At 56.6% G+C, this 26,905-nt stretch carries 24 protein-coding genes and 6 pseudogenes; 21 read left to right on the forward strand and 9 right to left on the reverse strand.

Going from position 1 to position 26,905, the window contains the following annotated elements; translation table 11 throughout:
• Positions 1-118 precede the first annotated feature (118 nt).
• Positions 119-520: an MbcA/ParS/Xre antitoxin family protein gene (locus FDY98_RS18260; protein ID WP_027956989.1), complete on the forward strand. Its 402-nt coding sequence runs from the start codon at positions 119-121 to the stop codon at positions 518-520.
• A gap of 87 nt (positions 521-607) precedes the next feature.
• Here the strand turns inward: FDY98_RS18260 and mtnA are convergent, their stop codons facing one another.
• Positions 608-1,681 carry an S-methyl-5-thioribose-1-phosphate isomerase gene (gene mtnA / locus FDY98_RS18265; RefSeq protein WP_340147041.1) on the reverse strand — a complete coding sequence of 358 codons (1,074 nt, stop codon included), beginning with the start codon at positions 1,679-1,681 and terminating at the stop codon, positions 608-610.
• A 105-nt stretch (positions 1,682-1,786) separates the two neighbouring features.
• Here mtnA and mtnB point away from each other — a divergent pair, with 105 nt between their 5' ends.
• The 3 genes and pseudogenes from mtnB (at position 1,787) to FDY98_RS18280 (ending at position 3,620) form a co-directional block, all read left to right on the forward strand.
• Positions 1,787-2,374, forward strand: coding sequence for a methylthioribulose 1-phosphate dehydratase (gene mtnB / locus FDY98_RS18270; protein WP_027956991.1), 588 nt, complete (start codon positions 1,787-1,789; stop codon positions 2,372-2,374).
• Positions 2,375-3,060, forward strand: a pseudogene (mtnC, locus tag FDY98_RS18275) (acireductone synthase).
• Between the two features lie 11 nt (positions 3,061-3,071).
• Entirely contained in the window at positions 3,072-3,620 is a 549-nt protein-coding gene (locus tag FDY98_RS18280) for a 1,2-dihydroxy-3-keto-5-methylthiopentene dioxygenase (RefSeq protein ID WP_027956993.1), read from the forward strand.
• Between the two features lie 155 nt (positions 3,621-3,775).
• On the opposite strand, the gene mtnK is transcribed toward FDY98_RS18280, so the two are convergent.
• The 3 genes from mtnK to FDY98_RS28550 are packed head-to-tail and all read right to left on the reverse strand — an operon-like array spanning position 3,776 to position 6,337.
• Complete coding sequence (gene mtnK / locus FDY98_RS18285; RefSeq protein WP_027956994.1) at positions 3,776-5,038, reverse strand: S-methyl-5-thioribose kinase; 1,263 nt, start codon at positions 5,036-5,038, stop codon at positions 3,776-3,778.
• Positions 5,039-5,093: 55 nt separating this feature from the next.
• A complete protein-coding gene (locus FDY98_RS18290; protein WP_340147042.1) occupies positions 5,094-6,101 on the reverse strand; it encodes a diguanylate cyclase in 1,008 nt (335 codons plus the stop codon).
• Positions 6,101-6,337: a hypothetical protein gene (locus FDY98_RS28550; RefSeq protein ID WP_340147043.1), complete on the reverse strand. Its 237-nt coding sequence runs from the start codon at positions 6,335-6,337 to the stop codon at positions 6,101-6,103. Before FDY98_RS28550 ends, FDY98_RS18290 begins: the two co-directional genes overlap by 1 nt.
• Before the next feature lie 194 nt (positions 6,338-6,531).
• On the opposite strand from FDY98_RS28550, the gene FDY98_RS18295 reads away from it, so the two are divergent.
• Positions 6,532-6,816, forward strand: a complete 285-nt coding sequence (locus FDY98_RS18295; protein ID WP_022521874.1) for a YrhK family protein — start codon at positions 6,532-6,534, stop codon at positions 6,814-6,816.
• 12 nt (positions 6,817-6,828) lie between these two features.
• Here the strand turns inward: FDY98_RS18295 and FDY98_RS18300 are convergent, their stop codons facing one another.
• Together FDY98_RS18300 and FDY98_RS18305 are read right to left on the reverse strand one after the other, a co-directional pair.
• Positions 6,829-7,095: a DksA/TraR family C4-type zinc finger protein gene (locus tag FDY98_RS18300; RefSeq protein ID WP_022521873.1), complete on the reverse strand. Its 267-nt coding sequence runs from the start codon at positions 7,093-7,095 to the stop codon at positions 6,829-6,831.
• 64 nt (positions 7,096-7,159) lie between these two features.
• A pseudogene (locus tag FDY98_RS18305) lies at positions 7,160-7,980 on the reverse strand (DeoR/GlpR family DNA-binding transcription regulator).
• 65 nt (positions 7,981-8,045) lie between these two features.
• Here FDY98_RS18305 and FDY98_RS18310 point away from each other — a divergent pair.
• The 5 genes and pseudogenes from FDY98_RS18310 (at position 8,046) to FDY98_RS18330 (ending at position 13,383) form a co-directional block, all read left to right on the forward strand.
• Entirely contained in the window at positions 8,046-9,050 is a 1,005-nt protein-coding gene (locus tag FDY98_RS18310; RefSeq protein WP_027956997.1) for an ABC transporter substrate-binding protein, read from the forward strand.
• A gap of 2 nt (positions 9,051-9,052) precedes the next feature.
• A pseudogene (locus FDY98_RS18315) lies at positions 9,053-10,782 on the forward strand (ABC transporter permease).
• Positions 10,770-11,861 (forward strand): ABC transporter ATP-binding protein, encoded by a 1,092-nt coding sequence (locus FDY98_RS18320; RefSeq protein ID WP_027956999.1) that lies wholly within the window; start codon positions 10,770-10,772, stop codon positions 11,859-11,861. Before FDY98_RS18315 ends, FDY98_RS18320 begins: the two are co-directional and overlap by 13 nt.
• Positions 11,858-12,949, forward strand: coding sequence for an MBL fold metallo-hydrolase (locus FDY98_RS18325; RefSeq protein WP_027957000.1), 1,092 nt, complete (start codon positions 11,858-11,860; stop codon positions 12,947-12,949). The genes FDY98_RS18320 and FDY98_RS18325 overlap by 4 nt, the downstream gene beginning before the upstream one ends.
• Complete coding sequence (locus FDY98_RS18330) at positions 12,937-13,383, forward strand: phosphatase domain-containing protein (RefSeq protein WP_027957001.1); 447 nt, start codon at positions 12,937-12,939, stop codon at positions 13,381-13,383. Before FDY98_RS18325 ends, FDY98_RS18330 begins: the two co-directional genes overlap by 13 nt.
• On the opposite strand, the gene FDY98_RS18335 is transcribed toward FDY98_RS18330, so the two are convergent.
• The 3 genes from FDY98_RS18335 to FDY98_RS18345 form a co-directional block, all read right to left on the reverse strand.
• On the reverse strand, positions 13,380-14,543 hold the full coding sequence (locus tag FDY98_RS18335; protein ID WP_027957002.1) for an MFS transporter: 1,164 nt from the start codon (positions 14,541-14,543) through the stop codon (positions 13,380-13,382). The two genes, FDY98_RS18330 and FDY98_RS18335, sit on opposite strands and share 4 nt — an antisense overlap.
• Complete coding sequence (locus FDY98_RS18340; protein ID WP_027957003.1) at positions 14,534-15,541, reverse strand: GlxA family transcriptional regulator; 1,008 nt, start codon at positions 15,539-15,541, stop codon at positions 14,534-14,536. Before FDY98_RS18340 ends, FDY98_RS18335 begins: the two co-directional genes overlap by 10 nt.
• 120 nt (positions 15,542-15,661) lie before the next feature.
• Positions 15,662-16,345 carry a GntR family transcriptional regulator gene (locus tag FDY98_RS18345; protein WP_027957004.1) on the reverse strand — a complete coding sequence of 228 codons (684 nt, stop codon included), beginning with the start codon at positions 16,343-16,345 and terminating at the stop codon, positions 15,662-15,664.
• A 296-nt stretch (positions 16,346-16,641) separates the two neighbouring features.
• On the opposite strand from FDY98_RS18345, the pseudogene dctP reads away from it, so the two are divergent.
• From dctP to FDY98_RS18400, 11 genes and pseudogenes are all read left to right on the forward strand, one after another.
• Positions 16,642-17,494 (forward strand): annotated as a pseudogene (gene dctP / locus FDY98_RS18350) (TRAP transporter substrate-binding protein DctP).
• Positions 17,495-17,594: 100 nt separating this feature from the next.
• On the forward strand, positions 17,595-18,116 hold the full coding sequence (locus FDY98_RS18355; RefSeq protein ID WP_027957005.1) for a TRAP transporter small permease subunit: 522 nt from the start codon (positions 17,595-17,597) through the stop codon (positions 18,114-18,116).
• 2 nt (positions 18,117-18,118) lie between these two features.
• Positions 18,119-19,452, forward strand: a pseudogene (locus tag FDY98_RS18360) (TRAP transporter large permease).
• Positions 19,453-19,463: 11 nt separating this feature from the next.
• Positions 19,464-20,831 (forward strand): malonyl-CoA decarboxylase, encoded by a 1,368-nt coding sequence (locus tag FDY98_RS18365; protein WP_027957006.1) that lies wholly within the window; start codon positions 19,464-19,466, stop codon positions 20,829-20,831.
• Complete coding sequence (locus FDY98_RS18370) at positions 20,828-22,363, forward strand: malonate--CoA ligase (RefSeq protein WP_155706075.1); 1,536 nt, start codon at positions 20,828-20,830, stop codon at positions 22,361-22,363. The genes FDY98_RS18365 and FDY98_RS18370 overlap by 4 nt, the downstream gene beginning before the upstream one ends.
• 157 nt (positions 22,364-22,520) lie before the next feature.
• Complete coding sequence (locus tag FDY98_RS18375; protein WP_230803468.1) at positions 22,521-22,979, forward strand: DUF2170 family protein; 459 nt, start codon at positions 22,521-22,523, stop codon at positions 22,977-22,979.
• Between the two features lie 106 nt (positions 22,980-23,085).
• Positions 23,086-23,778, forward strand: a complete 693-nt coding sequence (locus FDY98_RS18380; RefSeq protein ID WP_155706077.1) for a PspA/IM30 family protein — start codon at positions 23,086-23,088, stop codon at positions 23,776-23,778.
• A gap of 45 nt (positions 23,779-23,823) precedes the next feature.
• Complete coding sequence (locus tag FDY98_RS18385) at positions 23,824-24,513, forward strand: DUF2491 family protein (protein WP_340147046.1); 690 nt, start codon at positions 23,824-23,826, stop codon at positions 24,511-24,513.
• A gap of 75 nt (positions 24,514-24,588) precedes the next feature.
• On the forward strand, positions 24,589-25,002 hold the full coding sequence (locus FDY98_RS18390) for a DUF350 domain-containing protein (protein ID WP_022521852.1): 414 nt from the start codon (positions 24,589-24,591) through the stop codon (positions 25,000-25,002).
• A 229-nt stretch (positions 25,003-25,231) separates the two neighbouring features.
• Positions 25,232-25,645, forward strand: a complete 414-nt coding sequence (locus tag FDY98_RS18395; RefSeq protein WP_340147082.1) for a DUF1190 domain-containing protein — start codon at positions 25,232-25,234, stop codon at positions 25,643-25,645.
• Positions 25,646-25,664: 19 nt separating this feature from the next.
• Positions 25,665-26,825: pseudogene (locus tag FDY98_RS18400) on the forward strand (glutathionylspermidine synthase family protein).
• Positions 26,826-26,905 lie beyond the last annotated feature (80 nt).

Below are 26,905 nucleotides of genomic sequence, written 5' to 3' on the forward strand. Positions count from 1 at the left end.
AAGGATTCGTTAAATCTGATTAATTCTCCAGACGACTGCATGGCAAACAGCTCAAATAATCGATATTTAAAAACTCGCTCACTTGACGTAATTTATATATAAGTGATGAGGAAGACATATGGCTGTTCAGCACAAAACCGCCGACAAACGCTGCGAAATGGGGGTTGCTGCGATGCGCACCTACCCCGACATTTCACACGCATGGGGTTTGAAAGAGAGCGAAGCCGCTCTGCTGCTAGGGGTGCCTAATTCCACCTATCGGCGTTGGAAGCAAGCACCAGAGAATGCCCGCCTGGATGCCAATCATCTAGAGCGGATGTCGTTGATTCTCGGCATCTACAAAGCACTGCATATACTATTGCCCAACAAAGAAGCGGCTAACAGTTGGTTGCAGCGAGCCAACCGCAACCCTCTTTTTGCCGGTCATACACCAATAGAACGTCTGTTAAACGGACAAGTCTCCGACCTCTACGCTGTTCGCCAGCATTTAGAGGCAGCACTTGCTTGGGGCCATGCATGACATTCCCGCTAAGCAACGTCACGTGGCAACCCAGCTACCGTATTATCTCTATCTCGTTTCCCACTGATTGTTTTTTCAATAACAGTGCTAATGATTGGAATGAACAGCATATCCGCCATGTTTATGAGTTAACGCTATTGGGTTAGCGCCGCCCTGGCAGTGTTCACCCCGGGCAATGGCGGCGGCATCAAATACACCGGTATCCAATACCCAAGCCGTCACGAGTTTGGCGGGAGTGACGTCAAAGGCGGGGTTCCACACCGGTGCATTATCGGGTGCCCAGGTAACCTCACCAAAGGCACCAGTGACGCCGCGGATCTCGGCGGGGTCGCGCTGTTCAATAGGAATGTCCGCACCAGTGGCACAAGCGGGATCAACCGTGGTGTAGGGAGCCACCACATAGAACGGCACCTGGTGGTAGTGAGCGATCACCGCCAGCATGTAAGTACCCACTTTATTGGCGAAGTCGCCGTTGGCGCAGACACGGTCGGCGCCCACCATCACTTTGTCGACTTTCCCTGCTGCCATTAGACTGGCGGCCATGCTGTCGGTAATTAGCTGGTAGGGAATACCCAGGTCGGCCATTTCCCAGGCGGTTAAGCGGCCGCCTTGCAGCAGCGGGCGGGTTTCATCCACAAACACATGCAGCTCTACACCGCGCTGTTTGGCCACTGCCAACGCGCCAATGGCCGTCCCCACCCCGGCGGTCGCCAGCGCGCCAGTATTGCAGTGGGTCAGCACACGGTCACCCGTTTTCAGCAAGTCAGCACCCCGCTCAGCCATGCGTTGGCATAGCGCGCGGTCTTCTGAAAACAGCTCAGCGGCACGTTCGGCCAGGGCGTTGGCGCCTTGCTCAAAGCAGGCTTCCATGGCATCCAGGCAGTACATTAAGTTGACTGCAGTGGGGCGTGTGGCGCGTAAGCGATCACTTACCAACTGCCAATCACTTTGTGGATGGCGAGCGGCGTATTGGGCCAGCACAAAGGCGGCGCTCAAACCAATCAGCGGCGCCCCGCGAATCGCCAGGGTTTTCACCGCATGCTGCCACTCTTCTGGCGAGTCACAACGCACCCACTGCTCCACCTGGGGCAGTTGGGTTTGATCCAAATACTCAAGGTGGTCGGCATAGACCCGTAAACTGCGTGACTGTAAGTGGGGCATTGATGGACTCCTTGAGCACTTAACTAGCGTAACAACGGCGCGGCTTATCAGGCGCGAAGCTTATCATATAGAATGGCTGCCACTAGAAGAGGCGACGCAGATCCTATGATGACGCTACAAACTGAACTGCTGGCCGCCATTTCATGGGCGGCGCAGCAAGGCTGGACGCCAGCCACCGGAGGTAATTTTTCCACCCGTACCGAGGCGGGCTATCTTGTCACCGCTTCTGGCCGCGATAAAACCCGCATTCAGGCCGATGACCTCTTGCTCTGCAACCTGGATGGCAAGGTGCTATCCGGCGATGGGAAACCTAGCGCAGAAAGCGATCTACATGCCGCGCTCTATCGCTTAGACGCATCGATTAACTGCGTGCTGCACACTCACACCGTGGCCAGCACGGTGCTGTCGCGGCGATTTCCTAAGGGCATAGAGCTCAGCGGCTTTGAAATGCAAAAAGCCTTAGCGGGCAACGTGACCCACGAGGCTACCATCCGCTTGCCGGTAGTGCCCAACTCCCAGGATATGGAAGAACTGGCCGAGCACGTACGCAGCGGCTGGCCGATGCCCTGGGGCTTTTTGGTCGCGGGGCATGGCATATATGCCGTGGGCGATAGCATTGCCAGTTGCCGCCGCCACCTGGAAGCGATTGAGTTTTTACTTGCCTGTGTTCTTGAAGAGAGTCGGTGGTCTTAAATGAGTAATTCAACTGTTCACGCCATTGTGACCGATATTGAAGGCACCACCACGGACATTAACTTCGTCCATAAGGTGCTTTTTCCCTACGCCCACGCCAAGCTGCCCGACTTTCTACTTGCGAATGCAGATACACCTGCAGTTGCCGAGCAAATTGATGCCGTACGCAGCGAAATGGGCTCCCCTAACGCCCCCTTGAGGCAGTGATCGACCAATTGCTGCACTGGATCGAGACTGACCAAAAAGTTACTCCGCTGAAAGCACTGCAAGGTATGGTGTGGGCCGATGGCTACCAGCGCGGCGACTTTAAAGGCCATCTCTATAGCGATGTAGCCCCTGCCCTGCGCCAGTGGAAAGACTCGGGCAAGGCGCTGTACGTCTACTCGTCCGGCTCGGTGCAGGCGCAGAAGCTGCTGTTTGGCTATAGCGATGCGGGCGACCTAACCCCGCTCTTTAGCGGCTACTTTGATACCCATATTGGTCATAAACGTGAGGCTGCCGCTTACCATCGCATTGTCACCGAGCTTGACCTGCCGCCAGCAGCGGTGCTGTTCTTGTCGGACGTGGTCGAAGAACTGGACGCCGCCAAACAGGCAGGCATGCAAACCCTGCAGTTGGTGCGCGAAGGCACACAGGCGGGCAACACCCATGCTTGCGTTACTCGCTTTGATGAAATTGCGCTTTAGGAGAACCGACGATGTCGCAACTGAAAGTTTTTGCTGATCAGAACCCTAACGATGCCCTGATCGACACCACCGACGGCGAGCAGATTACCGCTGAGCTAAACAAGGTGGGCGTGCTGTTTGAGCGGTGGGCAGCGCCGGGCGAAATTTCCGACGACGCCACCCAGGAAGATATTTTGGCGCTTTATCAAGACGATATCGACCGCGTCAAAGCCATAGGCGGCTATCAAACCGTCGATGTGTTGCATATGGTACCCACGCACCCAGACAAAGACGCCATGCGGCAGAAGTTCCTAAACGAGCACCGCCATCATGAAGATGAAGTGCGTTTCTTCGTCAAAGGACAAGGGCTATTTTGTCTGCACATCGATGACAAGGTGTATCAGGTGCTGTGCACCCGCAATGACCTGATCAGCGTACCCACCAACACGCCCCATTGGTTCGATATGGGCCCTGCGCCAGAATTCACTGCGCTGCGCTTCTTCGATAATGTGGAAGGCTGGGTACCCCACTGGACCGAAAGCGATATCGCCGGGAAGTTCGATCGCCTGGATCAGCTTTAAATAGTTCTGCTGTAAGCCTAGGCAGGGCCGGAACAAACCTACGCGGGGGCGCTGTAAACCCATCCCTGGGCGCTACTTTCGCCATCCATGGCGAAAGACCCCCGCTACGGTTTGTTCCGGCCCTGCCTGCTCGTTCTAACTCCCCTGTAAACCGCTTACAGCACCTCTTGCTGGTTATACGCCCTGGCTAAATCCACCAGCGCGGTAAGGTCACTATAGGCTTCCGGCTCCATAATCAGCGTTTGGCCCATCAGCACATTGCGCGCTTCAAGCTTGGCGCGCAGCGCGGTGTCTTCAATCTCTTCGAAATCGGCGTTGTGGGCCAGCGATAAAACCCGGCGGTGCATTTCGATGCCGCAGTAGGCCAGCGCATCCAGGCGAATCTCTTCCAGTAGCGCGTCACAAGCATCGTCGGCGCTATTGCCCTGCTCTTCAAACAGCGATTTGGGAAATAGAATGCCAGTCCGCTCGGTTTGCCACAGGTGGCGGAACTCGGCATCAAAGTGGCTAAAGCACGCCTCGATCACATCAAGGATCCACGCCTGATACTCATCAAGCTCACCTTCTTGACGGTGAGCGGGCTGGCTGAAGTAGGCCATCAGGAAGTTGGCCACCGCCATACCCAGGTCAAAAGCCATCGGCCCGTACTGGGAAAACTCGGGATCAATGACCCGCACGTCGGTATCAGTGGCCATAATCGAGCCGGAGTGCAAATCACCGTGAAGCATGGTTTCGGTGTTCGCAGTGAACTTCATCAACAGCCGCTGTACTTTGGCCTTTAAACGCGCGTTACGACGCAATTCGTCCACCACCGGTGAAAGCTCCGGGGTGTGGTGATTCATTTCAGCGCCGTAATAAGGATCGGTAAATACCAGTGACTCGGTGATGGCAGGAATCTCCACATTGCCGGAAAACAGCCCCACGTCCGCCTTTTTCTCTGGGCTACTCAGCGAAAGCTCTGAGCCACGAAACGCCGTGCGGGCGCAAAATTTGCCGATAGTTTCGCCAAGTCGAGCGACTCGCTCACCGTTGATCAACTTACGGCGCAAGATAGTGTGGGGGTACAGATACTCCATCACAAACAGCGCCTGGGGCTTGTCGAAGTAGTAGACTTCAGGGGCAATGCCCGGTGCATGCTTGGCCTGACGCACCAAGGCGTAGTACTCAAAGTGGGCGCGATAGACCGGCAGCGGCCAACTCTCGCCAACCATACGTACATAGGGAAGCGCCTGCTTAACCACTACACTGCCCACGTCACCGGAGACGATAAACACTAGGTTGAGGTTGCCGTCACCCACCTCGCGAATGTCCCAGCTCGCGGGTTCTCCGCCCACGCGTCTAACCACCGCCTCAACATCACCAAGCCGCTGGGATAGAGTGTCAACGCTTAGCGCGCGGTAATGTTGATCAATCTCCACAGTTCTCTCCTCACAAACGTTTACGTGTTTGGCTAGGGCCCGTTAATCTCCGCGATTAGGCTGATACGCTTAAGCCATCAATAGCATTATCGCCAGATGATGAATCAATCGCACTAGCCACCCATACACGGTTGCGGCCTTGCCGCTTGGCTTCATAAAGCGCTTCATCTGCCTGAGATAATAGTTCGGCTGGGGCAAGGCTAACTTTCGGGTAGAGTACTGCAACGCCAACGCTAACGGTAACAACGCTTTGCGCCGAAACACCGTGATTAGGAATTTCCAAGGCCTCCACGTTGCACCGAATGCGCTCGGCCGCCGGTTTTGCCGCCTCAGGCGATGCATTGGCTATTAGCACTACAAACTCTTCACCGCCAAAACGCACCACTAAATCGGCATCACGGCTATTGGCCTGCATGGCAGTAGCGACTTGGCGCAAGCACTCGTCACCCTGAGGATGCCCATAGTAGTCGTTGTAAGCTTTGAAATGGTCGATATCGATCACCATTAGCCCTAAACAAAGGCCTTTATCGGTAGCTTCCTGCCAGCGCACAGGAAAAACCGTATCGAACTGGCGCCGGTTGGCAAGATTGGTTAAAGGATCAGTCACCGACATGCGCGACAGTTCCTGGTTATCTTTTAAGTAATAGCCAGCGCGGAGCTTTTCTTTCAATACATGCAAGTAGGAGGTTCGCTCGCTTTGCTCGAAGCGATAGTTGGCCACTAACGTAAACAGCGTCTGAGCGATAATAGTAAATATTGCTAGCCGCTTCGCCTCTGGCGGCATGGGGTCATAAGATAGAACAAAAAGCAGTATTATAAATATACAAATGGCAGATGAGACGCAGGCATAGTTAAACCGTAGTGAGTAAACAATATTACCCACCAGCAAAATAAGGCCGAAAGAGAAAACATCCAGGTAAGAGTAAGGAACGGTGGATTCCACCAAGATCAAACATGAAATCACCGTAGCAACGATCACCGTACTCGCCATTAACGTTTCACGTTGGGCTGGAGACACACCACGGTAAACCCACCACAGAATTGGCATACCAAAAGGCAGCATTACCCCACCCTTAACGCTAGCGCGGTGGCGAAAGTATCCGGTCGAAAGCTGTGGTCGTTGATCAAAAACAAGCAGTAGATGATCGCCGATATCAACCCTGCCATGACCATGCTACGGCTACGTTGGCGCTGAGTATCTTCTTCAAACCTTGCTTCCACTTCATCAGCAAAACGTAACCGCCAAGACCCTCTACGCAACTCATCTTCCACCGCTGTCAGCAGCGTGTCATTGATCATTACTCGCCCTCAATGCCGCACCCGGTTACTTGTGGCTTTCATGTATCATCAATGAACATCAGAAGCCTAATACTACCTTTGAGTACGACGATAGTGTGCCACAATAGCGTTTAGTTAAAATGAATATTGGTACACATGTTAAACGAAACTCATCCCAATTTTCATTAATTGAACATTCAACCAGGAGACTAATGATGCAGCGCCAACAGGATCCGGTGACTAACGACTGGACTTTCATCATTGGGCATCGCGAACTCGTTGTGCACCAACGCTATGAGGTGCTTAGCATGATCAACGACTTTATGCTGGGCATTTGGTTTACGATCGGCAGTGTCTGCTTTTTTTACCAGGGTGCGGTTCAAACTGTCGGCGTGTGGCTGTTTGTGATAGGTAGCATCCAACTGCTGATTCGCCCAGCGATTCGCCTTCACCGCTATGTCTATTTTAAGCAGTTGCCGGACACCGACCAGGACGCTTAGACACAAGCCCGTTCAACGCAGTTGGCTATCTTTACTACCACGACGGTTGTAGCCACTATAGGCCGACTGCTTTTTGTCCAATTCACCCTGACACACCACACACAGTCTAACGCCCGGAATCGCTTTACGGCGCGGTTCAGGAATGGGATTGCCACACTCTTCGCAAACCTCAAGACTTTCACCGCGGGGCAACTGGCTACGCGCACGCTGCACCGCATCCTCTAGCGTGCTTTCCATCTGCTCTTGTTCGGCGCCATCTTTTGCCCATCCACCTGCCATAATCGCACTCCTCGCTTCGGCACTAGCAATCTATCAGCATAGCAGTAACGAGAAGCGTGCACCGTTAGCCCAAAAACCGAACGCCTTGGGCAGCCAAGGGGCTGCGTAGTTTGTCTGGCAGCGGTACATCGGTCACTACGGCATCATAATCACCCAGTTGACCCGCGGCGCAGCGTAGTGGCAGGTCGAACTTGGTTTTATCCAGCACTAACACGCGATAACCGGCATGGGCCAACAGCGCCTCACGGGCCATCACTTCGTCGTCGTTGTAGTCATAAAGCTGGCCATGGCTATCCATTCCCCCACCGACACAATCCCCACATCGGCACGGTAGCGTTGAAAAAAGCGCCAGGCATCGCCGCCAATCACATCCTGGTCGCGACGACGCACTCGCCCACCGGCTACTACTAACTCACACTTCAACTGGCACAGCTTAATCAGCGCATGCAGGTTATTGGTCATGATATGCAGGCCTTGCTTATCACTCAGCGCATCGGCCAACTGCTCAACCGTGGTGCCCGTGCCTAAGAACAGTGCTTGATGATCCTGTACCAAGCTCGCTGCCCGCGCCGCGATCTGCCGTTTACCCGCCACGTTAACGATCTGACGCTGGTCGTAGCCGATATTTTCCTGCTCGGGAAACGGCAGCACCTCCCCTTGGCGGCGCAGCACCAGGCCTTTATCGGCTAGGTGGCGAATATCCCCACGCAGGGTTTGCACAGAAACCCCAAACTCGCCTGCCAGGCTGTCTACCGACTGGCGCCCTTGTGAGTGGATTCGCTGTAACAGCTGTTGTCGACGTTCGAACTGGCGCATAACCCCTCTCGGCACAACGAAAGCAAAAAGTGCAGCAAACGAAAGCCACAAAATGTTGAACGAAAGCATAGTGTCACTTTGTTGTAAGCAGATGACAGTAGCTTAGGTGGGGTTCACTCACTGGAGGTTTACCCATGTTGAAGCGCCCCCTGTTATCTATTCCGACATCTGCCCTTACTACTGCCGTCGCGGTAGCCAGCTTTTCCCTTTCGGCTCAGGTAGCGGCGAACGAAACGCTAACGCTCTACACCAGCCAGCCCAATAGCGATGCACAGCAAACCGTTGACGCCTTTGAAGCAGCCTATCCTGATATTGAAGTGGAGTGGGTACGCGACGGTACCACGCGCTTGATGACCCGGCTGCGCTCGGAACTTTCAGCCGGGGTGAGCAACCCTGACGTGCTGCTGATTGCCGACAGCATGACCATGGAATCACTTAAGCAAGAGGGCCATTTACAGCCTTACCTAAGCGATGAGCGCCAGGCCTATGACGCCGACCTGTATGACCCAGAAGGCTACTACTACGGCACCAAGCTGATCACCACCGGGATTGTCTATAACACCGGCGCCGAGCATCAGCCGCAGAGCTGGCAAGACCTGCTGGGGCCTGACTACGAAGGGTTGGTCACCATGCCTAGTCCGCTTTACTCCGGCGCGGCACTGATCCATATGGCGGCGATCACTGCCAACCCTGACCTTGGCATGGCGTATTACGAAGCGCTTCATGAAAACCGTACCGAAGCACAGGGCGGCAATGGTGGCGTATTTAATGCCGTGGCCGCGGGCACCAAGCCCTACGGCATCGTGGTGGATTTCCTGCCAATTCGTGAAGCTGCCAAAGGCTCGCCGGTCGAATTCGTGTTCCCGGAAGAGGGCGTGAGCGCGGTGACCGAGCCGGTCGCCATTATGCAAGGTGCAGAGAATGTCGAGGCCGCGCAAAAGTTTGTTGATTTTGTGCTTTCCCAGCAGGGCCAGGAGCTGGTCAGCCAGCAAGGCTATCTGCCTGCTCACAACGACGTTACCCCACCGGAAGGCTTCCCCGAGCGCAATAGCATTACCCTGATGCCGGTTGATACCGAGCAGGCATTGGCGCAGGAAGAAGAGCTTAAACAGAGTTTTAGTGACCTCTTCGGCGGGTAATCATGACGTCCGCTCTCATCTTTGACAACAAGACCGGCAACGACAACAAGTACGGCAGCCAGCACCGCTGGCTGCTTTCAAGCCTGCTGATCGCCATTGTACTGCTGAGCCTGGCACCCAGCCTGCGTCTGCTGATGGAGGCGTTGAGCGATCTTGCTCAGGGCCGCCAGTCACCGCTGTGGCAGGTGCTCAGTAGTGCCAGCACTTGGCGAGCACTCTGGCATAGCCTGTATACCTCGGGGCTCGGCATGCTGATCGCTCTGGTGCTGGGCAGTCTATTCGCCTTTGCCATCACGCTCACCAATGTGCGCGGCAAAGCGTGGCTGGTGTTCTGCTTTATGCTGCCGATGATGATTCCGCCCCAGGTTACCGCCCTGAGCTGGCTGCAGCTCTTTGGCCCGGCCAGCCCGCTACTGAAAAGCATTGGCTTGGCGCCACCACTGGGCAGCCCGCAACCACTCTACTCCGCTGAAGGTATCGCCTTACTGCTGGGCATCCAGAGCGCACCGCTGGTGTTTTTAGCCCTGCGCACCAGCCTGCTTTCGCTACCCCGAGAGCTTATTGAAGCCGCCCGCATTAGCGGTGCCAAACAGACCCAGGTGTGGGGTCACATTATTCTACCCGTGACCCGTAGCGGCTTGATCGCCGGGGGCGCGATGGCGTTTATCTCCAGCCTGGGCAACTTTGGCATCCCCGCCATGCTGGGTATTCCCGCAGGCTATTACGTGCTGCCCACACTGATCTACCAGCGTATGGCCAACTTCGGCACCGGGGTGTTGGCAGAGATGGCTGCGCTCTCCTTGCTGATTGGGTTACTGGCACTGGCCGGGGTGGCGTTACAGCAGCAGTTAATGAATCGCAGCCGCTTCGGGCTGGGCGGCCATAGTGGGCGCTCCCATGATTTCACCCTGGGAAGCTGGCGCTCGCTGGTGACCGCCACGCTCGTCGGGATCTTACTGATTATTCTGGTCGCGCCGCTGCTTGCCCTGATCATCAGCTCGCTGGTACCCGCCATGGGCGTGCCATTAAACGCCGAGACCGCCACCCTGAACGCTTACGCCGAAGTGGTGGGTCGCCAAGGCGCCACATGGCGAGCGGTGAACAACAGTCTGTGGCTGGCGGGCAGCGCGGCTGTGGTGCTGATGCTGCTCAGTCTGCCATTGGCTTACCGGCTACAGCGCCTGCCGGAGCGTTGGCGGGGTATGGTACTCAGTGCCATTGAGATTCCCTATGCGCTTCCCGGCGTGGTATTGGCCATTGCCTGCATCCTGCTATTTGTTCGCCCGCTGCCGATTATCAATGTGGCGCTCTACGGCACCTTGGGGCTGATTTTTATCGCTTACCTGGCGCGCTTTCTGGTGGTCTGCGTCAAGCCCGTCGCCGCCAGCTTGGCGCAGCTGGATCCTTCCCTTGAAGAGGCGGCACAGCTCGCGGGTGCAGGCCCCTGGCGGCGCCTGGGCAGCATTATTTTACCCTGGTCGCGCCCGCGCTGTTCGCAGGCGGCCTGCTGGTGTTTCTGCTGGCGGTCAACGAACTGACCGTGTCAGCCCTGCTATGGAGCGCCGGTAACGAAACCCTCGGCGTGCTGATTTTCAACCTCGACGAAGGCGGCGAAAGCGTGCTGGCCTCTGCGGTGTCAGTGCTGGTGGTGATCATGGTCGCCTCGCTGATGCTGACACTCAGTTTACTGGCGCCGCGTTTACCCAAAGGAGTCATTCCATGGCAGAGCTAGACACATCAGGGTTAAACACAGCAGGGCTAACGATCGACCGTGTCACCAAGCGCTTTGGCGAGCAGACGGCAGTTGATGCGCTGTCGCTGACGATCAATCCAGGCGAGTTTGTCGCCCTGCTCGGCCCCAGCGGCTGTGGCAAAACCACCATGCTACGCATGCTGGCAGGCTTTGAAACGATCAACGACGGTACGATTCAATTAGCCAATCGCACCCTGGCCAGCGCCGATACCCATGTGCCGCCTGAACAGCGCAATATGGCCATGGTGTTCCAATCCTATGCGCTATGGCCGCATATGAGCGTGGCTGACAACGTCGGCTACCCGGTCAAGCTACGCGGCCTGCGCGGGGCGGCGTATCAGCAAAAGGTGCAGCAGGCCCTAGCCCTGGTGGAGCTCGATGCCTACGCCGATCGCATGCCCCAAGCCCTTAGCGGCGGCCAGCGCCAGCGGGTGGCCCTGGCGCGCTGCTTGGTGAGCGACCCTTCGGTGGTGCTGCTGGATGAGCCGCTGGCCAACCTTGATCGGCACCTGCGCGCCACCATGGAGCACAGCTTCCGCGATTTTCACCAGCGCACTGGCGCCACGCTGGTCTATGTCACCCACGACCAAACCGAAGCCATGGCGCTGGCGGACAAAATCGCCGTGATGAAAGCGGGCAAGCTGGTTCAATGGGGCGCCCCTGAAACCCTTTACAGGCAGCCGAGAACCGCCTGGGTGGCGGGCTTTATCGGCCAGGGCAGCCAATTAAAGGTCGCCGCCGGTCACCCAGGGAAGCTCCTTGAGGGCGCGGCCCTGATGCGCGGGCTGAACGCCATCGAGTCCGAACGAACCCAAAGCGTGCTGGTGCGCCCGGAACATATTCAGATCAGCGCGGCACTAGCATCCTCCGCGGCTCCCACTCATAACCAGCTTGCCGCACAGGTGGAGAGCGTGATTTTCCGCGGCGAGCGCTATGAGCTCACACTGCGCCTGTCCAGCGGGGAAACACTGCTGGCCTACCACCACACCGCGCCCGACCTGGGTAGCCAGGTTGCCGTCGACCTTCAGCAGGGCTGGTGCCTGGAGCCCGACCAATGAGTGTCACTATCGAGATTCTCAGTGGTTTAGGCGCCAAAGGGCCTGCCGCGATAGTGGTAGCAGCCCAGGGAAAACGCTTACTGCTAGATGCAGGCGGTGCACTCCACCCGGATGACGCCATTACTTGGGCAAACAACCTGAATGTGGATGCCGTGCTGATTAGCCACGACCATATTGACCATATTGGCGGCGTGGCCGAGCTAGCGGAGAACGTGCCACTTTATTGCACACCGCTGGTAGCCAAGGCCTTGCCTCACAACCGCGCGTGGCGCTCCTTGCCCGAACGCGGTACGTTAGAGGTGGAAGGCATCACCGTTACTACCGGCCAAGCGGGGCACTCGCTAGGCGGTGTGTGGCTACATTTAGCGGTAGGGGGCGGTGTTTACTATAGCGGCGACGCCTGTTTTGAGTCGCGACTGTTTCCTTTTGATACTCCGCCGAAAGCGGCTATTGCGCTACTGGATGCCTCCTACGGCAGCTACGACCAACCCCAAGCACATTGTGTACAGGCCATTAGTGAGCATCTTTATCAGCCGCTGGCATTTCCAGTGCCGGAAACCGGCCGTGCCCTGGAAATGGCACTATGGCTGGCGGAAGAAGCTGACCAGCGGCAGTTAACGCTCGCCATCGACCCGGTGATTCGCGACAACCTGGCCGCGCTATTGGCACTGCCTGCAACACTGCGTCGGCCTGGGCTCGACCACTCGATTCGCTCGCTTTTAGCGCGGCAAAACGCTTGCCCGCCAACCCTTATGTTGATGTGCGATCGCAGCGATACGCCGGAACAGTGGCCCGACCACCACCTGCTCCACACCGGCTATCTGACTCCTGATCGCCGCGCCGAGCTAGCGGCAGGCCAAATCAGTTGGCAGCGCTGGAATGTTCACCTACGCGCGTCGCACCTGGTGGCGCTTGCCGATCAGTTGGGCGCCACTCAAGTGGTGCCGCTATTTACCCAGCTTGCCAATAACGAATTGAATGCCTGGCATGGACTACTAGGCGAGCGCCTCTGCACTGCCCAGCGTTTATCTGCTCATTCACGTCTAGTCACCCTTTCCAGTTTAGGGAGTTTTGCATGTCCGCAGTAATTGTTGATGTTGACGGCACCTTAGCCGAGTTTCACCCCCACCAGGTCAGTGACTGGGTGCTGGGCAGCCAAAAACAGTGGGAGCCCTTCTTTGCCCATATGGCCGAAGCGCCGGTGATCGAAGCGGTGGCCAAGCTGGTCAAGATACTGAAGGCCCAAGGCCAGCAGATCGTGATTTGCAGCGGCCGCCCGGATAGCCATCGTGAGCATACCCAGCGCTGGCTAGAGCGCCACACTATCCCCTTTGATGCCATGTACCTGCGCCCTGAGGGCGATGACCATATAGATGATGAAGAGGTGAAAGCCGCGCTACTCAATCAAATGCGCAGCGACGGCTTTACGCCTTGGCTGGTGCTGGATGACCGTGATGCCGTGGTCGCCCAGTGGCGCGCGCTCGGGCTTACTTGCCTGCAGTGCGCGCCGGGGGATTTTTAAGCGTTTGCCAGCTTGGTTCGGTGCTGCCACACCAGCACCGCCAAGGGCACCAGCGAGATAGGGATCAACAGTAGATTAAGTGTCGCCCAGCCTAAGCCGCTGACCAAGGGCCCAGCGAGCAACGCAGTGATAGCGGCGGTGCCAAAGACTAAAAACTCGTTGGCGGCCTGGGTGCGCGCTTTATCCACTGGTCGGTAACTCTCGGTAAGCAGCCCGGTGGCGGGCAAAAAGGTGAAGTTCCAGCCCAAGCCCAGCAAAACCAGCGCCACGTTGAAACCGGCTAAACTGATACCCAACTGAGCGACCAAGGCACTGGCCACCAGCAGCAGGCAGCCTGCCACAATGACTTGCTTGGCGCCGAAGCGGGTGGCCAAATGGCCAGTAAAGAACGAGGGTAAAAACATCGCCACCACGTGCCACTGAATGGTCATTGAAACGTGGTTAAAGTGGTGCCCCGCCCCCGCCATGGCGAGCGGTGTGGCGGTCATGGCCAGATTCATTACGCCGTACCCGACCATTGCCGCGCTCACCGCCACAATAAATCCAGGCTGGCGGAGTATCTTACCCAGCGGCAGTGCGGTGCCTTCACCGTGGGTGCGGGATGCAGGCGGCAGTTGCGTCAGCATCAGCACCACTAATGCCAGTGCGTAGAGCGCTGCCAAGCCCACAAAGCTGCCCAGAAACGGCACCTCACCCAGCTCACGGCTCACCCTGGCCAACCACGGCCCGGCAAACGCAGCCAGCACACCGCCCCCCATCACCAAACCAATCGCCCGGTCACGCATCGGCGTAGGGGCAGCTTCCACTGCGGCAAAGCGATAGAGCTGACCAAAGCCAATGCCGATACCAATCAGCCAGGTTGCCAGCAAAAACAGCCCAAAGCGCTCGCCGATCAGCGCCTGCACGGCGAGCAGTGCGCCCACCAGTCCCACAAGGTTGCCCAGTATAAAGCCGCGCTTCCGGCCCAGCCTGGCCATAATTAACGAGGCGGGAATGGTGGCACACATCAGCCCCAGCCACTGGGTGGCGACCGGCGCGGTCGACCAGGACGCACTTGGCGCCAAAGACGCCCCAATCAGAGGCGAAACGGCAATCAGTAAGACATTACCGGTAACCAGTAGCGCCTGGCAGAGCGACAATAGGGTGACGGTTAAAGGCATGAAACGCTCTCCTGAATAGAATCATCTGTATGGGAAGACGCAAAGCGCTGGCGATATACCGAGGGTGATACGCCGTAGTAGCGCTGAAACTGGCGGCGCAGTTGCTCCGCGCCGCCCAGCCGCCAACGTTGTGCCAGGCGCTCGAGGGATACGTTTTCGCGCCCGTTGAGCAGCGCCAAGCGCGCTTGCTCAAGGCGTAGTTGGGTTAGATAAGCAGCGGGGGTGGTATTTAAGTAGCGCCTAAATAACCGGGTTAAATGGCGCGGGGAGACCGCCATCAGGTCGGCCATGCTCTCAAGCCCGTGATCTACGCTGGGGTCGGCGTGGAGTTGATCCAGCAAGCGGCGGAGCGGCCCCGCCTCTTGTTGGTGTCGCAGTATCTCGCTGAACTGCGACTGCCCACCAGGGCGCTGCAAAAACACCACTAGCTCACGGGCCACTCGACCGGCCAGATCAGCACCGTGATCTGCCTCTACCAGCGAAAGCGCCAAATCAATCCCCGCCGTTACACCGGCGCTGGTGTAGCGGCCGTTGCTTTCGATATAGAGTGCATCGGGCTCGACGCTTAGTGCGGGGTACTCATCTGCCAGTTGAGGTGCATGGCGCCAGTGAGTGGTGACGCGGCAGCCATCCAGCAACCCTGCAGCGGCTAACAAAAAAGCCCCGGAGCAGATAGAGCCGAGCCGCCTCACCTCTGGGGCGACCTCACAAAGCACCTGCTTCACTGCGGCTATTTCACGCTGCTGCATCACGCCGCTGCCGCCCGCCACCAACAGCGTATCCAGGGGCAGTAAATGAGTAAGTTGATGGTAGGTGTGCGTAGCATGTACGGCTAGGCCGCCGTTGGTGACAACCGGGCCGACGGCATCGGCGACCAGGGTCAACTGATACAACGGCTGGGGGCTTAGCGCATTGGCGCTGGCAAACACCTGCCAGGGGCCGCTGACATCCAGCAGTTGGCAGTTGGGGTAGGCAAATAGAGCAACATGGCGAGTCACAGTCTCTCTCCGCTAACGGGGAATCGAAGCATTAGAGAGAGTGTCAGCGCTGCACCCAATGTCGGCAAGGACTATTACCCCACCGATATGGACATCTTTATAAAAAGCAGTACATTCGGATCAGCCCGTTCTCTCTAACGGTGACTCCATCCTGCGTACACTGGAAACGAAATCGCTAAAGCGCTCGCCTTGAATCAATACATGGTCGCTCAGTGCTTGCTGGGCCGCCACAGAGTCACCCCGCTCAATAGCCTCGACGATGGTTTGGTGCTCGCTGAGGGAATTATTGACCCGCTGGCGCACTTGGAGCTGCAAGCGCCGGTAAGGCTTTAAACGTTGTTTAAGTTGGCGCGCTTCGCTGGCCAAAAAAGTGTTGTGGCTAGCGGTGTAGATACAGTCGTGAAAGCCTTCGTTTTCGTAGTAATACTCGTCGCTGTCGCCGGCCTGGGCCGCTGCTTCGCAGCGCTGATGCGCTTCGCGTAACGCGGCCAGCTCTGATTCGGTAATCCGGCGCGCCGCCAAGCGGCCGCACATGCCTTCAAGCTCCGCCATCACCTCAAACATCTCGATCAGTTGATCAATCCCCACTTTCGCAACGAAGGTGCCCTTCTTCGGGGAAACGGTGACCAAGCCGCTGGCGACCAACTGTTGAAAGGCTTCGCGCACAGGCGTTCGCGAAACCTGAAACTCGCGCCCCAAGGCCTCTGGATCCAGGCGCTCTCCCGGTAAACGGCGGCCATTGATGATGTCATCCTCAAGAGAATCTCTTAATCGCTGAGCATTGGATCGCTTGGTGCCGGTCATCTTTTACCTCCTTGGATCGCGGCTCGTCTTAGCCGTTTTAATGCTGTCATACAGTTGACATTAGCATACATAGCGCCTATTGATATATATATCAGCTCGACTGATAGATACATATAGCCCATCCAAACACACAACAACAACTGTTGGAGACGCCTCATGCAACGCTATTTGATCTCAACTGCTGCCGCTCTCGGTCTCGCCATTGCCGCTTCCCACGCCTCTGCCGATACCGTGCTACGCGCGTCGCATCAATTCCCGGGGGGCAGGGAGATGTTCGCGACGAAATGGTGCAAATGATGGCCCGCAAAGTAGCCGATGCGGATGTAGGGCTGACCATAGAAGTTTATCCGGGCCAATCGCTGTTCAAAGCGCGTGAACAGTGGGGCGCTATCGCTCGTGGTCGCCTCGATATCACCTCTCTACCGCTGGACTACGCTAGTGGTCGGCATCCAGAGTTTTCGGCTACGCTGATGCCGGGCTTAGTGCGTAATCAGGCCCATGCTCAACGCCTGAATGACTCTGAATATATGGACATGATTAAAGAAGTCATTCGCGAAGGCGGCGCTCGAGTACTTGCAGATGCCTGGTTATCCGGTCTTTGCATCTAGCGAACAGTGCGTTACCTCCCCGGATACCGTCGAGGGCCAAAATTTCCGTGCTGCCGGACCTGCATTTGAACAAATGCTTGAGGCCGCTGGCGCCTCCATTGCCTCCATGCCCTCTTCGGAGGTGTATACCGCCATGCAAACAGGTGTGCTGGATGCCGCCAATACCTCGTCGATGTCGTTTATCTCTTTCCGGCTTTATGAACAGGTTGAATGCTTGACCGAGCCGGGTGACTTCGCGCTCTGGTACATGTACGAACCCATTCTTATTTCTGAGCAGGTATGGCAAGAGCTTAACGAGGAACAGCAAGCAGCGCTGATAGAAGCCGGTGAAGCCGCAGAAGCCTTCTTTGCTGAAGAGGCCGCCGCCATTGATCAGGAAATGGTCGATCTTTACGAGGAGAACGGCGTTGAGGTGGTCAGCATGAGCGAAGACGACTACAACGCCTGGCTCGATATCGCCAAGGAAACCTCCTACAAAAACTTTGCCGACAATGTTCCCAATGGCCAGGCCATTATCGATGCAGCGCTGGCCGTCGAGTAAGCAACCCATAAACGCCTAACGGCTCGGCTGCCCTTCGGGGTGGCCGTTTTCAACTGATGCTTGCTTAGCTTGGCGAAATAACCAGCTTGACGAGGGAAATATGGCACCTGCAACGACTCACAATGCCCTGGCGCGTGGGGGCATCATCGGCGGCTACATTCGCGTCATGGATAAGCTTTCGCGGCTTTCCGCCTATTTAGCCTGCGCCATGTTTATCGCTGGCGTATTAGTGATTTGCCAGATGGTATTTATTCGTTACTTGCTTGGAATGAGCACCAGTTGGCAGACCGAATTCACCATCTTTTCAGTAACGGCAGCGATGTTGATGGGTAGCCCTTATGTACTGATGACCGGCGGGCACGTGGCTATCACTATTGTGCCCGATGCGCTGGGTGGTATTACCCGCACCATCATGCGTTTGATCGCTTCGCTGTTTGGATTAGGTTTCTGTGCCGCCCTGGCGTATGCCAGCTGGGTCTATGTTTTTGAGGCACTTCACGGTGAGTGGACGACGGGTTCCGTCTGGAATCCACCGCTGTGGCCCGCCCTGCTGCCCATGGCCGTCGGCGCCACCCTGCTGTCGCTGCAATATGTAGCTGAAATTCTGCGTGGGGAGAGCTAAGCATGGATCCCATTACCTTAGGCATTATTGTCGCCATCGCGCTGATTGCGCTGATGGCCATTGGCACCCCTATCGCTTTCGCCCTGGGCGGTGTATCACTGCTGGCGCTGATCTACGACCGTGGTCTTGCTGAGCTCACCTACTTCGGGGAAACCTTTTTTGACCGCATCGCCGAGTTTGGTTTTGTCGCCATTCCGATGTTTATTCTGATGGGCGCCGCGGTGGCCTCCTCCCCCACCGGGCGCGATCTGTATCGCTCGCTGGATCTATGGATGGGCAAGCTGCCCGGCGGCTTGGCGGTTTCCAATATCGGCGCCTGCTCTATCTTTGCTGCGCTCTCGGGATCGTCACCAGCCACCTGTGCGGCAATTGGTAAAATGGGCATTCCCGAAATGCGCATGCGCGGCTACCCGGATGGCGTGGCGGCGGGCTGTATTGCCGCGGGTGGCACCCTGGGCATCCTGATTCCGCCGTCGGTCACCATGATTATCTACGGCATCTCCACCGAAACCTCTATTGGTCGACTGTTTATTGCCGGGGTGGTGCCAGGCTTTATGCTTGCAGGCCTGTTTATGATCTGGACGATGATCGCCTGCAAGATGGCCGGTGGCTATAACAACCCGATGGCGGAGTCCGTCGAACGGCTAAAGCAGAACGTTAAGCAGAATGTTGATACCAACCTGAAAGCGCTAGTGCGTGTTCTGCCTTTCCTGGGCGTGGTCGCGGGTATCCTGTTTGCCTTGTACGGCGGGGTGGCAACACCGTCAGAGGCGGCGGGTGTGGGTGCATTTCTGTGTTTGGCGCTGGCTATTTTGATCTACCGCATGTGGCAGTTGGGCCCGATAAAACTGATTATGCGCGACTCGCTGCGCGAAAGCGTGATGATCATGCTGGTGATCGCCACCGCCGAAGTGTTCGCCTATGCGCTCTCCTCGATGTTTATCACCCAAACCGTCGCCGCCGCGATTGCTGATCTGGAGATCAACCGCTGGGCGCTGATGGGGGTGATTAACCTCTTCCTGCTGGTGGCCGGTTTCTTCTGCCCCCCGTGGCCGTGATCGTGATGACCGCGCCCATTCTGTTACCTATCATCCTGGCGGCTAATTTCGACCCCTACTGGTTTGCGGTGATTTTGACCATCAACCTGGAGATCGGTCTGATCACACCGCCAGTGGGTCTCAATTTGTTCATTATTAAAGGTATCGCACCGGATATTTCGCTGCGCGACATTCTGATGGGAAGCTTGCCCTACGCGCTATGTATGGTGCTGGGTATCTTGCTGCTGTGTCTATTCCCAGGCATCGCGCTTTGGCTACCTAACTTGATCATGGGTTAAGGAGTTCGACCATGAACATGCTGTTTTTGCAGGAGCTGTTCAACAACATCACTCAGCGCGATGCACTGTTGCGGCGCCGCCATCCCGAGACTTTAACGCCCGACCATGGGCAGTTGGTTGACGCCTGCCACAAGCTGTTGGAAAGCGATGGCGAAGCCTCCAGCATCGCTCTGGCAAGCCGTGCTTTGGCGATTTATCAGCGCCTTTCGGCAGCTGAAAAAAGCAGCTTTTTTGCCCGCCTAACGGCTGACTTTGCGGCCGAGCCCGGCCCCATTGACGCGGCCTATCTGGCGTATCAAGAGGTGCGCGACAACCAATCGCTACAGCGCCTGTTTGAAGCCTGCGAGCCCCGGCGACAAGAGCTTTTCCGGCGTTTAAACCTGGCCAGCGACGGCACCTATGAGCTGGTTAAAATGCGTGAAGACCTGCTGGGGCTACTACGCGAACAGCCGGAATTAGCGCCTATCGACGACGATTTCGCCCATCTGTTCGGCTCCTGGTTTAATCGCGGCTTTTTGATGCTCAAGCGCATTGATTGGAACACCCCCGCGTCGATTCTAGAGAAGATCATCCGCTACGAAGCGGTACACGAAATTCAGGATTGGGATGATCTGCGCCGACGCCTGGATGCCCGCGATCGCCGCTGCTTTGCCTTTTTCCACCCGGCGATTGGCGACGAGCCGCTGATCTTTGTGGAAGTGGCCCTGCATAAGGGGCTGCCAAGCCGTATTCAGCCCATCCTCTCTGGCGAAAGCAGCTATAGCAAAAAAGGTATCGACGACCCCGAAGATGCCGATACAGCGGCGTTCTTCGGCATTAGCAACTGCCAGACCGGCCTGCGCGGCATCTCCTTCGGTAATTTTTTGATCAAGCAGGTGGTGCAAGAGCTCTCCCAGGAGCTGCCGCAGCTTAAATACTTCGTCACCCTCTCGCCGGTACCTGGCTTCGCCCAGTGGCTGCAGGAGCAGCGTGAGGATGAGCAGCTTCCCTCGTCGCTGCGTAAATCACTCAAAGGGCTTGAAACCCCAGAATGGCATCAGGACAAAGCGCTTGAAGAGCAGCTTAAAGCCGCGATTCGCCCACTGGCCGCCCGTTACTTGGTCGAAGAGAAGAACCGCCACGGCCTGCCGCTCAACCCGGTGGCCCGCTTTCACCTCGGCAACGGCGCTGAACTCCACCGTATTAATTGGTTGGGCGATATCTCCGAGAAAGGCTTTAAACAAGCCGCTGGACTGATGGTTAACTACCTGTATGTGTTGGACGATATCGAGCGCAATCACGAAAACTATACCGCCAAGGCGACCGTTGCTTGCTCGAATGAGGTGCGCGACCTCGCCAAACGCGCTCGCAAGCTGGCCAAAGGAGAGACCACCAAATGAGCCACAACCTATTTGAAACCTTTGCTGCCAAAATGCGCGAGCGCGCAGAGGCCGATTTTATTACTACCCGCGATGGCCGCCGCTATCGCTACGCCGATGCGCTGACCATCAGTGCGCAGCTTGCCGGCGCACTAACCGAGCTAGGCGTTAAGCAAGGCGACCGCGTTGCCGTGCAGGTGGATAAAAGTCCTGAGGCGATACTGCTTTACCTGGCCTGCCTGCGCATCGGCGGCGTCTATTTGCCCCTCAATACGGGCTATACCGGCGATGAGATTCGCTACTTTTTAAATGACGCCGAGCCCGCGTTGTTCGTTTGTCGCCCCAAGATAGAAGAGCAAGCGCTGTCGCTTGCTGCTGAAACCGGCTGTCCGGCGGTGGTCACCCTGGGCAGCGCCGCCGATGGTAGCCTGATGGAAACCGCCCAAGCGGCAGTACCAAGAGAAGACATCGTGGCACTTGGCGAACGCGACCTGGCCGCGATTCTCTATACCTCAGGCACCACTGGGCGCTCCAAAGGCGCCATGCTAACGCACAAAAACCTCGCCTCTAACGCCAAGACCCTGGCCAAAGCGTGGCACTTCAGCGCTGATGACCGGCTGATTCATGCGCTGCCGATCTTCCACACCCACGGCTTATTCGTCGCCTGCAACGTCACTTTGATGGCGGGCGCCAGCATGCTCTTCCTGCCTAAGTTCGATGCCGATGTCATTTTTGAAGAGTTGCCCCGTGGCACTGTGATGATGGGCGTTCCTACCTTCTATACGCGCTTGGTTCAGGACGAACGACTGACCCCAGAAGCTACCGCCAACATGCGGCTGTTCGTTTCCGGCTCCGCTCCGCTCACCGCCGAGACCCACGAGGCATTTGAAGCCAAAACGGGGCATGCGATTCTTGAGCGCTACGGCATGACTGAAACCAATATGAACCTCTCCAACCCCTATGACGGTGCCCGCCGAGCAGGCACTGTGGGCATGCCGCTACCCGGTGTGGAGATGCGCATTACCAACCGAGAAACTGGCGCGGAGGTGCCGTTTGAGATTGGCATGCTGCAGATTCGCGGCCCGAATGTCTTTATCGGCTACTGGCGAATGCCCGAAAAGACCCGCGAAGAGCTGTTAGACGACGGCTTTTTCATTACCGGCGATCTCGCCATGGTCGACGAGCAGGGCTATGTGCATATTGTTGGCCGTGACAAGGATCTGGTGATTTCCGGCGGCTACAACGTTTACCCCAAAGAGGTGGAGCAGGTGATCGACGAGCTTGATCAAGTCGCCGAATCCGCAGTGATCGGTCTACCGCACCCTGACTTTGGCGAAGGCGTTACCGCAGTGGTGGTTCGCCAGCAAGGCGCTGATCTTGGAGAAAACCAGCTTGAAGAGGAGAAAGTAATCACCCATTTAGATGGTCGGCTAGCTAAGTATAAGCAGCCCAAGCGGGTCTTCTTTGTCGATGAATTGCCGCGCAATACCATGGGCAAAGTACAGAAAAATGAACTGCGCAAACGGTTCAACGACACCTACCAAACGCCTTAGTCGCCATTCCTAAGCGTTACCCACCCCTAAATGTTTGCCCCAACTCTTTCACCTGACACGATAAGGAAAGAGGCGGGGCGTTTTTTTGCGAAAAGGAACCATTTGCTCTACTAAATGTTAAGGTAAGGTCACTTAACGAACGATGGAGCAGATCGCCTTGACTACGCCTACCGTTACCAACGGCATCACCGCCAGCGAGCTATATAAATTAGTTCGCCAGCCGGCATCCAACAACGCTACAGAGGCCCCCCTTGAGTGGCCCGAGGGCACGATCAGCCTGGATGAGACGAATCAGACCCTGATCTGGGAGCTAAACGACTACGGCAACTTGCCGATTACCCTCTCGCGCAGCGAAAATGAGTGGGTCGCCATGGCGCCCATTGTGGCCGTAGATAGCGTCAACAATACCGCTGAGCTCAACGAAGTGCTGTTGCGCCAGGGCATTTCGTTACCGCTGGCTTCCGTGGGCATTGTCGAAATCGACGGTCACGACTTTTATGTGGCTTACGGACAGCTGTTTGGCGACTCAAAGCTTGAATCGATTTGTGCCGAGCTACACGCCACGGCCAGCGCGGCCATGGACGTCGCCGAACTGATTCAAACGCACTTTGCCTAAGCCTAACAGGGGTTATCGAAAACAGAGTTAATCGGTCATCGCCACTAACATGCACACTGAAACAGTGGCGCTTTATTTAAAGATATTCTTAAGAAGAGACACTTATATGTTAAGCAAAATTATGACTGCCCTGCGTGGCAAAGCGAATGAAACCGGTCAAGCCGTGGTGGATTCCCAAGCACTGCGCATTTTAGACCAGGAAATCCGCGACTCGGAAAACCACCTGAGCCAATCTAAAACCGAACTCACCCGCCTGATGGGCCAGCGCCAGCTAAACAGCAATAAAGCTGACGCCCTGGAAAGCAAAATCGCCGAACTGGAAAAAAGCGCTGAGGCCGCGCTGGATAAAGGTGAAGAAGCGCTAGCCGTGGAAGTGGCTGAACGCATGGTGGCGCTGCAGGATGACCTGGAAGCGGAGCGCGCTATTGTCAGCGAGTACGACGCCAGCATCGAAAAACTACGCGGCGCGATTCGCGGCACCGACAATCAGCTTCGCCAACTCAAGCAGCAGGTGAGCGTCGTTAAGGCGACTGAGTCAGCACAAAAAGCCCAATCTGCCGTCGCGGCTCGCCACTCAGGCCAGAACAGCGCCATGAGCAGCGCCATGGAGTCACTGGAGCGCATCAAAGAGCGCCAGCAGCTTAATTCAGCGCAAATGCAAGCCGCTGACGACATGGCCGCAGAAGAGAGCGGCAGCTCGCTTGAAGCACGCCTGAAAGCAGCCGGGTGGGTGGCCAGAATCGCAAAGCACGACGTGTTAGCGCGCCTGAAAGCGAAGAAAAACGCCGCACAGGAATAAGCGTTAAGAGCAAATCAGCGTTTAAATTTATTAGGGAGCCAGGCCATGTTTAACACCCTCAAGGCACTTTTTCGCGCTACTACGGAGAAGCCACCCGAGCCTAACGAAGGCCGCCCGGTGGCCGCTGGCCTGCCTATGAGTATCAGCCAGGAAGACCTTGAGGGCCTACGCCTGGATGGGCGCGTCAATATTAAGCTGATCGGCCTGCGCGCCCACCCCGATGCGCTGTTTCGCTGGAACGACGATGCCTACCATCATATAGCTGCCGTGGGGCACGTCGATCTTGGTCAAGGAGCGCACTTGGTGCGCTTCTATCTGGATAACGACACCTGGCTGCAGGCCAATATTGAGAACGGTCAGGTGCTTGAATATAAGCTGTTCGACTTTTACCGTGTTGCCCATCTCTCGGATGCCGAATTTGATAATTTGATAAACGGTGAAGATAAACAGCCCGACAGCATCGGCGCCCAAACCATCGCGCTCACCTCAACCACTGAGGAGGCGCGCAGTTGCACCTATCAGCGAGTGTGGGGGAATGGTGACAGCCTGTGGTCGCCGCCGGTGGTTTTCGAAGAGCAGGTAATGACCACCGAGAGCGTGTCGGCGCGCCATGTGACCCACCATGCCATGCTCTATGAGCGTACCATCGAAGGCGCTGAGCGTATGGAGTACTTACTGCTGAGCGCAGAAAGCGATGGCGAAGGCAGCTTTATGGTGGTGCACAACGTGGGGTAGATGTGGCCTCCGTCGATATCGACGCTGTTTGACCCGCAAGTCTATTTTTAAGCTACTGAAAAGGAAGCAACCACCATGGTGAATTACCTCTACGGCCTGCCATCATTTATCGCCTATCTAGTCACGGCGATTATCCTGCTCGCCGCCTTTATGTACTGCTACAGCCGGATTACCCCGCACCACGAGTGGACGCTGATTCGCGAAGGTAATGCGGCCGCTGCTTCTGCCTATGGCGGCTCCATTTTAGGCTTCACCATTCCGCTGTACAGCGCGATGGCAAACTCCATTAGCTTCATCGATTTTGTGCTCTGGGGCATTGTCGCCTTTATCGTTCAGCTGGCCACCTTCTTTGGCGTTAAGTTGTTTCTGCGCAAGCAGGGCGAAAGCCTGTCTCAGCACATTACCGAAGGCCACCAGGCCTACGGCATTTTAATGGCCAGCGTGGCCGTGGCAGTCGGCTTACTCAACGCCGCTTCGATGACTTGGTAACGACGTGGTAAAGGAGAGCCTGCATGTCAAAACCGATAGTACCCCTCATTTGCCGCGCCGCAAGCGCAGCGGGCGCTTGTCACTGGCAATGATGGGCGCCAGCGCCTTTGGTCTTACCGCCTGTGGCCAACCGCCCCAGGAAGAGCAAATCCCGTATAGAGTTCGACCAGCCGCGCAGCTTTCAAAGCGTTGAAGATTGCGTTGCGGAGAATGTCTATACCCGTAGCGCCTGCGAAGATGCTTCGAAGCCTCATTAAAAGAGGTGCCGCGCTATAGCACCCTGGAGGAGTGCGAAGCGGAGAATGGTGAAGGCGCTTGTACCGCGCCGACCGAAGAGCAGTCTCAAGCGGCTACGGGTAGCACCGGCGGCAGCTGGTTCATGCCTGCCATGATGGGTTATATGGTCGGCAGCATGATGTCCAACACCAATCGTGGACGCTCCTTCGAGCGGGTGTATCAGGAGCCGGTGTACCGCAATCGCCAGAACCAGGGCAACTGGAACACGGCCTCTAGCCAGGCGACTCAGCGCGTCACTCAGCGTAACGATGCCATGCGTAGCTCAGTGGCTCAGAACCGCCAAGCCGCGTCTCAGCGCCGAGGCTTTGGCTCACGCTCTTCTGCCCGCGGCGGCTGGGGCTCATAACCCCCAGGCAAATATTACTATGCTGCGAATCGATATCCCTGAACGAAGCAACTGGAAAGCCCTGGCTCACGAGCTGGGCTTTCATTTTCATACCATCGACGGGGAGCCTTACTGGAAGAGGACGCCTACTACCAGTTCAGCCTAGAGCAGGTAGAGCGAGATATCGAAGCGCCTACCGAGGAAGTGCATGAAATGTGCATGGAGCTGGTGGACAAGGTTTGCCACTCCAATGCGCTTATGCAGCGTCTGGCGTTGCCTGAACACATGTGGGACAGCATCCATAATTCCTGGAAGTCGGGTCAGCCGCACCTCTACGGACGAATGGATTTTGCCTATTCAGGCGATGGCCCGGCGAAACTGCTGGAGCTCAACTACGACACCCTACCTCGCTCTACGAAGCGGGCTTTTTTCAGTGGGTGTGGCTTGAGCAAGCCATCCAGCAAGGCATCCTGCCGCGCCATGCGGATCAGTACAACTCTATTCAAGAGCGCCTGATCAATGCCATGGCGCACCTTGGCGATCGCATTGAAGCGCGTACACTCTATTTCTCCTGCATCAAAGATAATGCTGAAGAGCGCGCCACCGTGCACTACCTGCAGGATGTGGCGGTGCAGGCGGGCTCAAGCGCCTTTTATCTACACGAGGATATTGGCCTACAAACCGGGGCAGAGCACTTTGTTGACCTTGATGACCAGCCTATCCACGCCCTGTTCAAACTCTACCCCTGGGAAGAGATGGCCGACGATGCGTTTGGCGAATATATCCCACAGCTAAACACCCACTGGTTTGAGCCGCCCTGGAAAGCCATTCTCTCCAACAAGGGGATTCTGCCCCTTTTATGGAGCACTTTAAAGGCCACCCCAATCTACTACCGGCGTTTTTTGAGGATGCCAATAGCCCACCACTGCCTGCGGGCTGGGTGCGTAAACCGTTCTTCTCCCGGGAAGGCAGCAATGTGGAGCTAATCACTCCAACTGGCCAGCGGGAGGCCGTGGACGGCCCCTATACCGACAGCCCATGGATTCGGCAGGCTTACCACCCGATGCCGCGCTTTGGTAATAACCACGCCTTAATTGGCAGTTGGGTAGTGGGCGACCGCGCCTGCGGCATGGGCATTCGTGAAGACGTTGGTCGCATCACCAAAGACTCCTCCTGCTTTGTGCCCCACGCGATCGTGTAAGCACAAGTACCAAAATACACTTATTACAGGCTAGCCAGTCCTCACAAAAAAAGCTGAAATCGTTGCCACTACCCTAAGTA

The organism is Halomonas sp. PA16-9 (assembly GCF_009728585.1).
In the GTDB taxonomy this organism is placed as follows: Bacteria; Pseudomonadota; Gammaproteobacteria; order Pseudomonadales; family Halomonadaceae; genus Vreelandella; species Vreelandella titanicae.

What these genes read in the sequence shown, in the direction of transcription:
- FDY98_RS18260 (WP_027956989.1), top strand. Translation starts at nt 119, where the DNA reads ATGGCTGTTCAGCACAAAACCGCCGACAAACGCTGCGAAATGGGGGTT.
- mtnA (WP_340147041.1), bottom strand. Translation starts at nt 1,681, where the DNA reads ATGCCCCACTTACAGTCACGCAGTTTACGGGTCTATGCCGACCACCTT.
- mtnB (WP_027956991.1), top strand. Translation starts at nt 1,787, where the DNA reads ATGATGACGCTACAAACTGAACTGCTGGCCGCCATTTCATGGGCGGCG.
- FDY98_RS18280 (WP_027956993.1), top strand. Translation starts at nt 3,072, where the DNA reads ATGTCGCAACTGAAAGTTTTTGCTGATCAGAACCCTAACGATGCCCTG.
- FDY98_RS18290 (WP_340147042.1), bottom strand. Translation starts at nt 6,101, where the DNA reads ATGCTGCCTTTTGGTATGCCAATTCTGTGGTGGGTTTACCGTGGTGTG.
- FDY98_RS28550 (WP_340147043.1), bottom strand. Translation starts at nt 6,337, where the DNA reads ATGATCAATGACACGCTGCTGACAGCGGTGGAAGATGAGTTGCGTAGA.
- FDY98_RS18295 (WP_022521874.1), top strand. Translation starts at nt 6,532, where the DNA reads ATGCAGCGCCAACAGGATCCGGTGACTAACGACTGGACTTTCATCATT.
- FDY98_RS18300 (WP_022521873.1), bottom strand. Translation starts at nt 7,095, where the DNA reads ATGGCAGGTGGATGGGCAAAAGATGGCGCCGAACAAGAGCAGATGGAA.
- FDY98_RS18310 (WP_027956997.1), top strand. Translation starts at nt 8,046, where the DNA reads ATGTTGAAGCGCCCCCTGTTATCTATTCCGACATCTGCCCTTACTACT.
- FDY98_RS18320 (WP_027956999.1), top strand. Translation starts at nt 10,770, where the DNA reads ATGGCAGAGCTAGACACATCAGGGTTAAACACAGCAGGGCTAACGATC.
- FDY98_RS18325 (WP_027957000.1), top strand. Translation starts at nt 11,858, where the DNA reads ATGAGTGTCACTATCGAGATTCTCAGTGGTTTAGGCGCCAAAGGGCCT.
- FDY98_RS18330 (WP_027957001.1), top strand. Translation starts at nt 12,937, where the DNA reads ATGTCCGCAGTAATTGTTGATGTTGACGGCACCTTAGCCGAGTTTCAC.
- FDY98_RS18335 (WP_027957002.1), bottom strand. Translation starts at nt 14,543, where the DNA reads ATGCCTTTAACCGTCACCCTATTGTCGCTCTGCCAGGCGCTACTGGTT.
- FDY98_RS18345 (WP_027957004.1), bottom strand. Translation starts at nt 16,345, where the DNA reads ATGACCGGCACCAAGCGATCCAATGCTCAGCGATTAAGAGATTCTCTT.
- FDY98_RS18355 (WP_027957005.1), top strand. Translation starts at nt 17,595, where the DNA reads ATGGCACCTGCAACGACTCACAATGCCCTGGCGCGTGGGGGCATCATC.
- FDY98_RS18365 (WP_027957006.1), top strand. Translation starts at nt 19,464, where the DNA reads ATGAACATGCTGTTTTTGCAGGAGCTGTTCAACAACATCACTCAGCGC.
- FDY98_RS18370 (WP_155706075.1), top strand. Translation starts at nt 20,828, where the DNA reads ATGAGCCACAACCTATTTGAAACCTTTGCTGCCAAAATGCGCGAGCGC.
- FDY98_RS18380 (WP_155706077.1), top strand. Translation starts at nt 23,086, where the DNA reads ATGTTAAGCAAAATTATGACTGCCCTGCGTGGCAAAGCGAATGAAACC.
- FDY98_RS18385 (WP_340147046.1), top strand. Translation starts at nt 23,824, where the DNA reads ATGTTTAACACCCTCAAGGCACTTTTTCGCGCTACTACGGAGAAGCCA.
- FDY98_RS18390 (WP_022521852.1), top strand. Translation starts at nt 24,589, where the DNA reads ATGGTGAATTACCTCTACGGCCTGCCATCATTTATCGCCTATCTAGTC.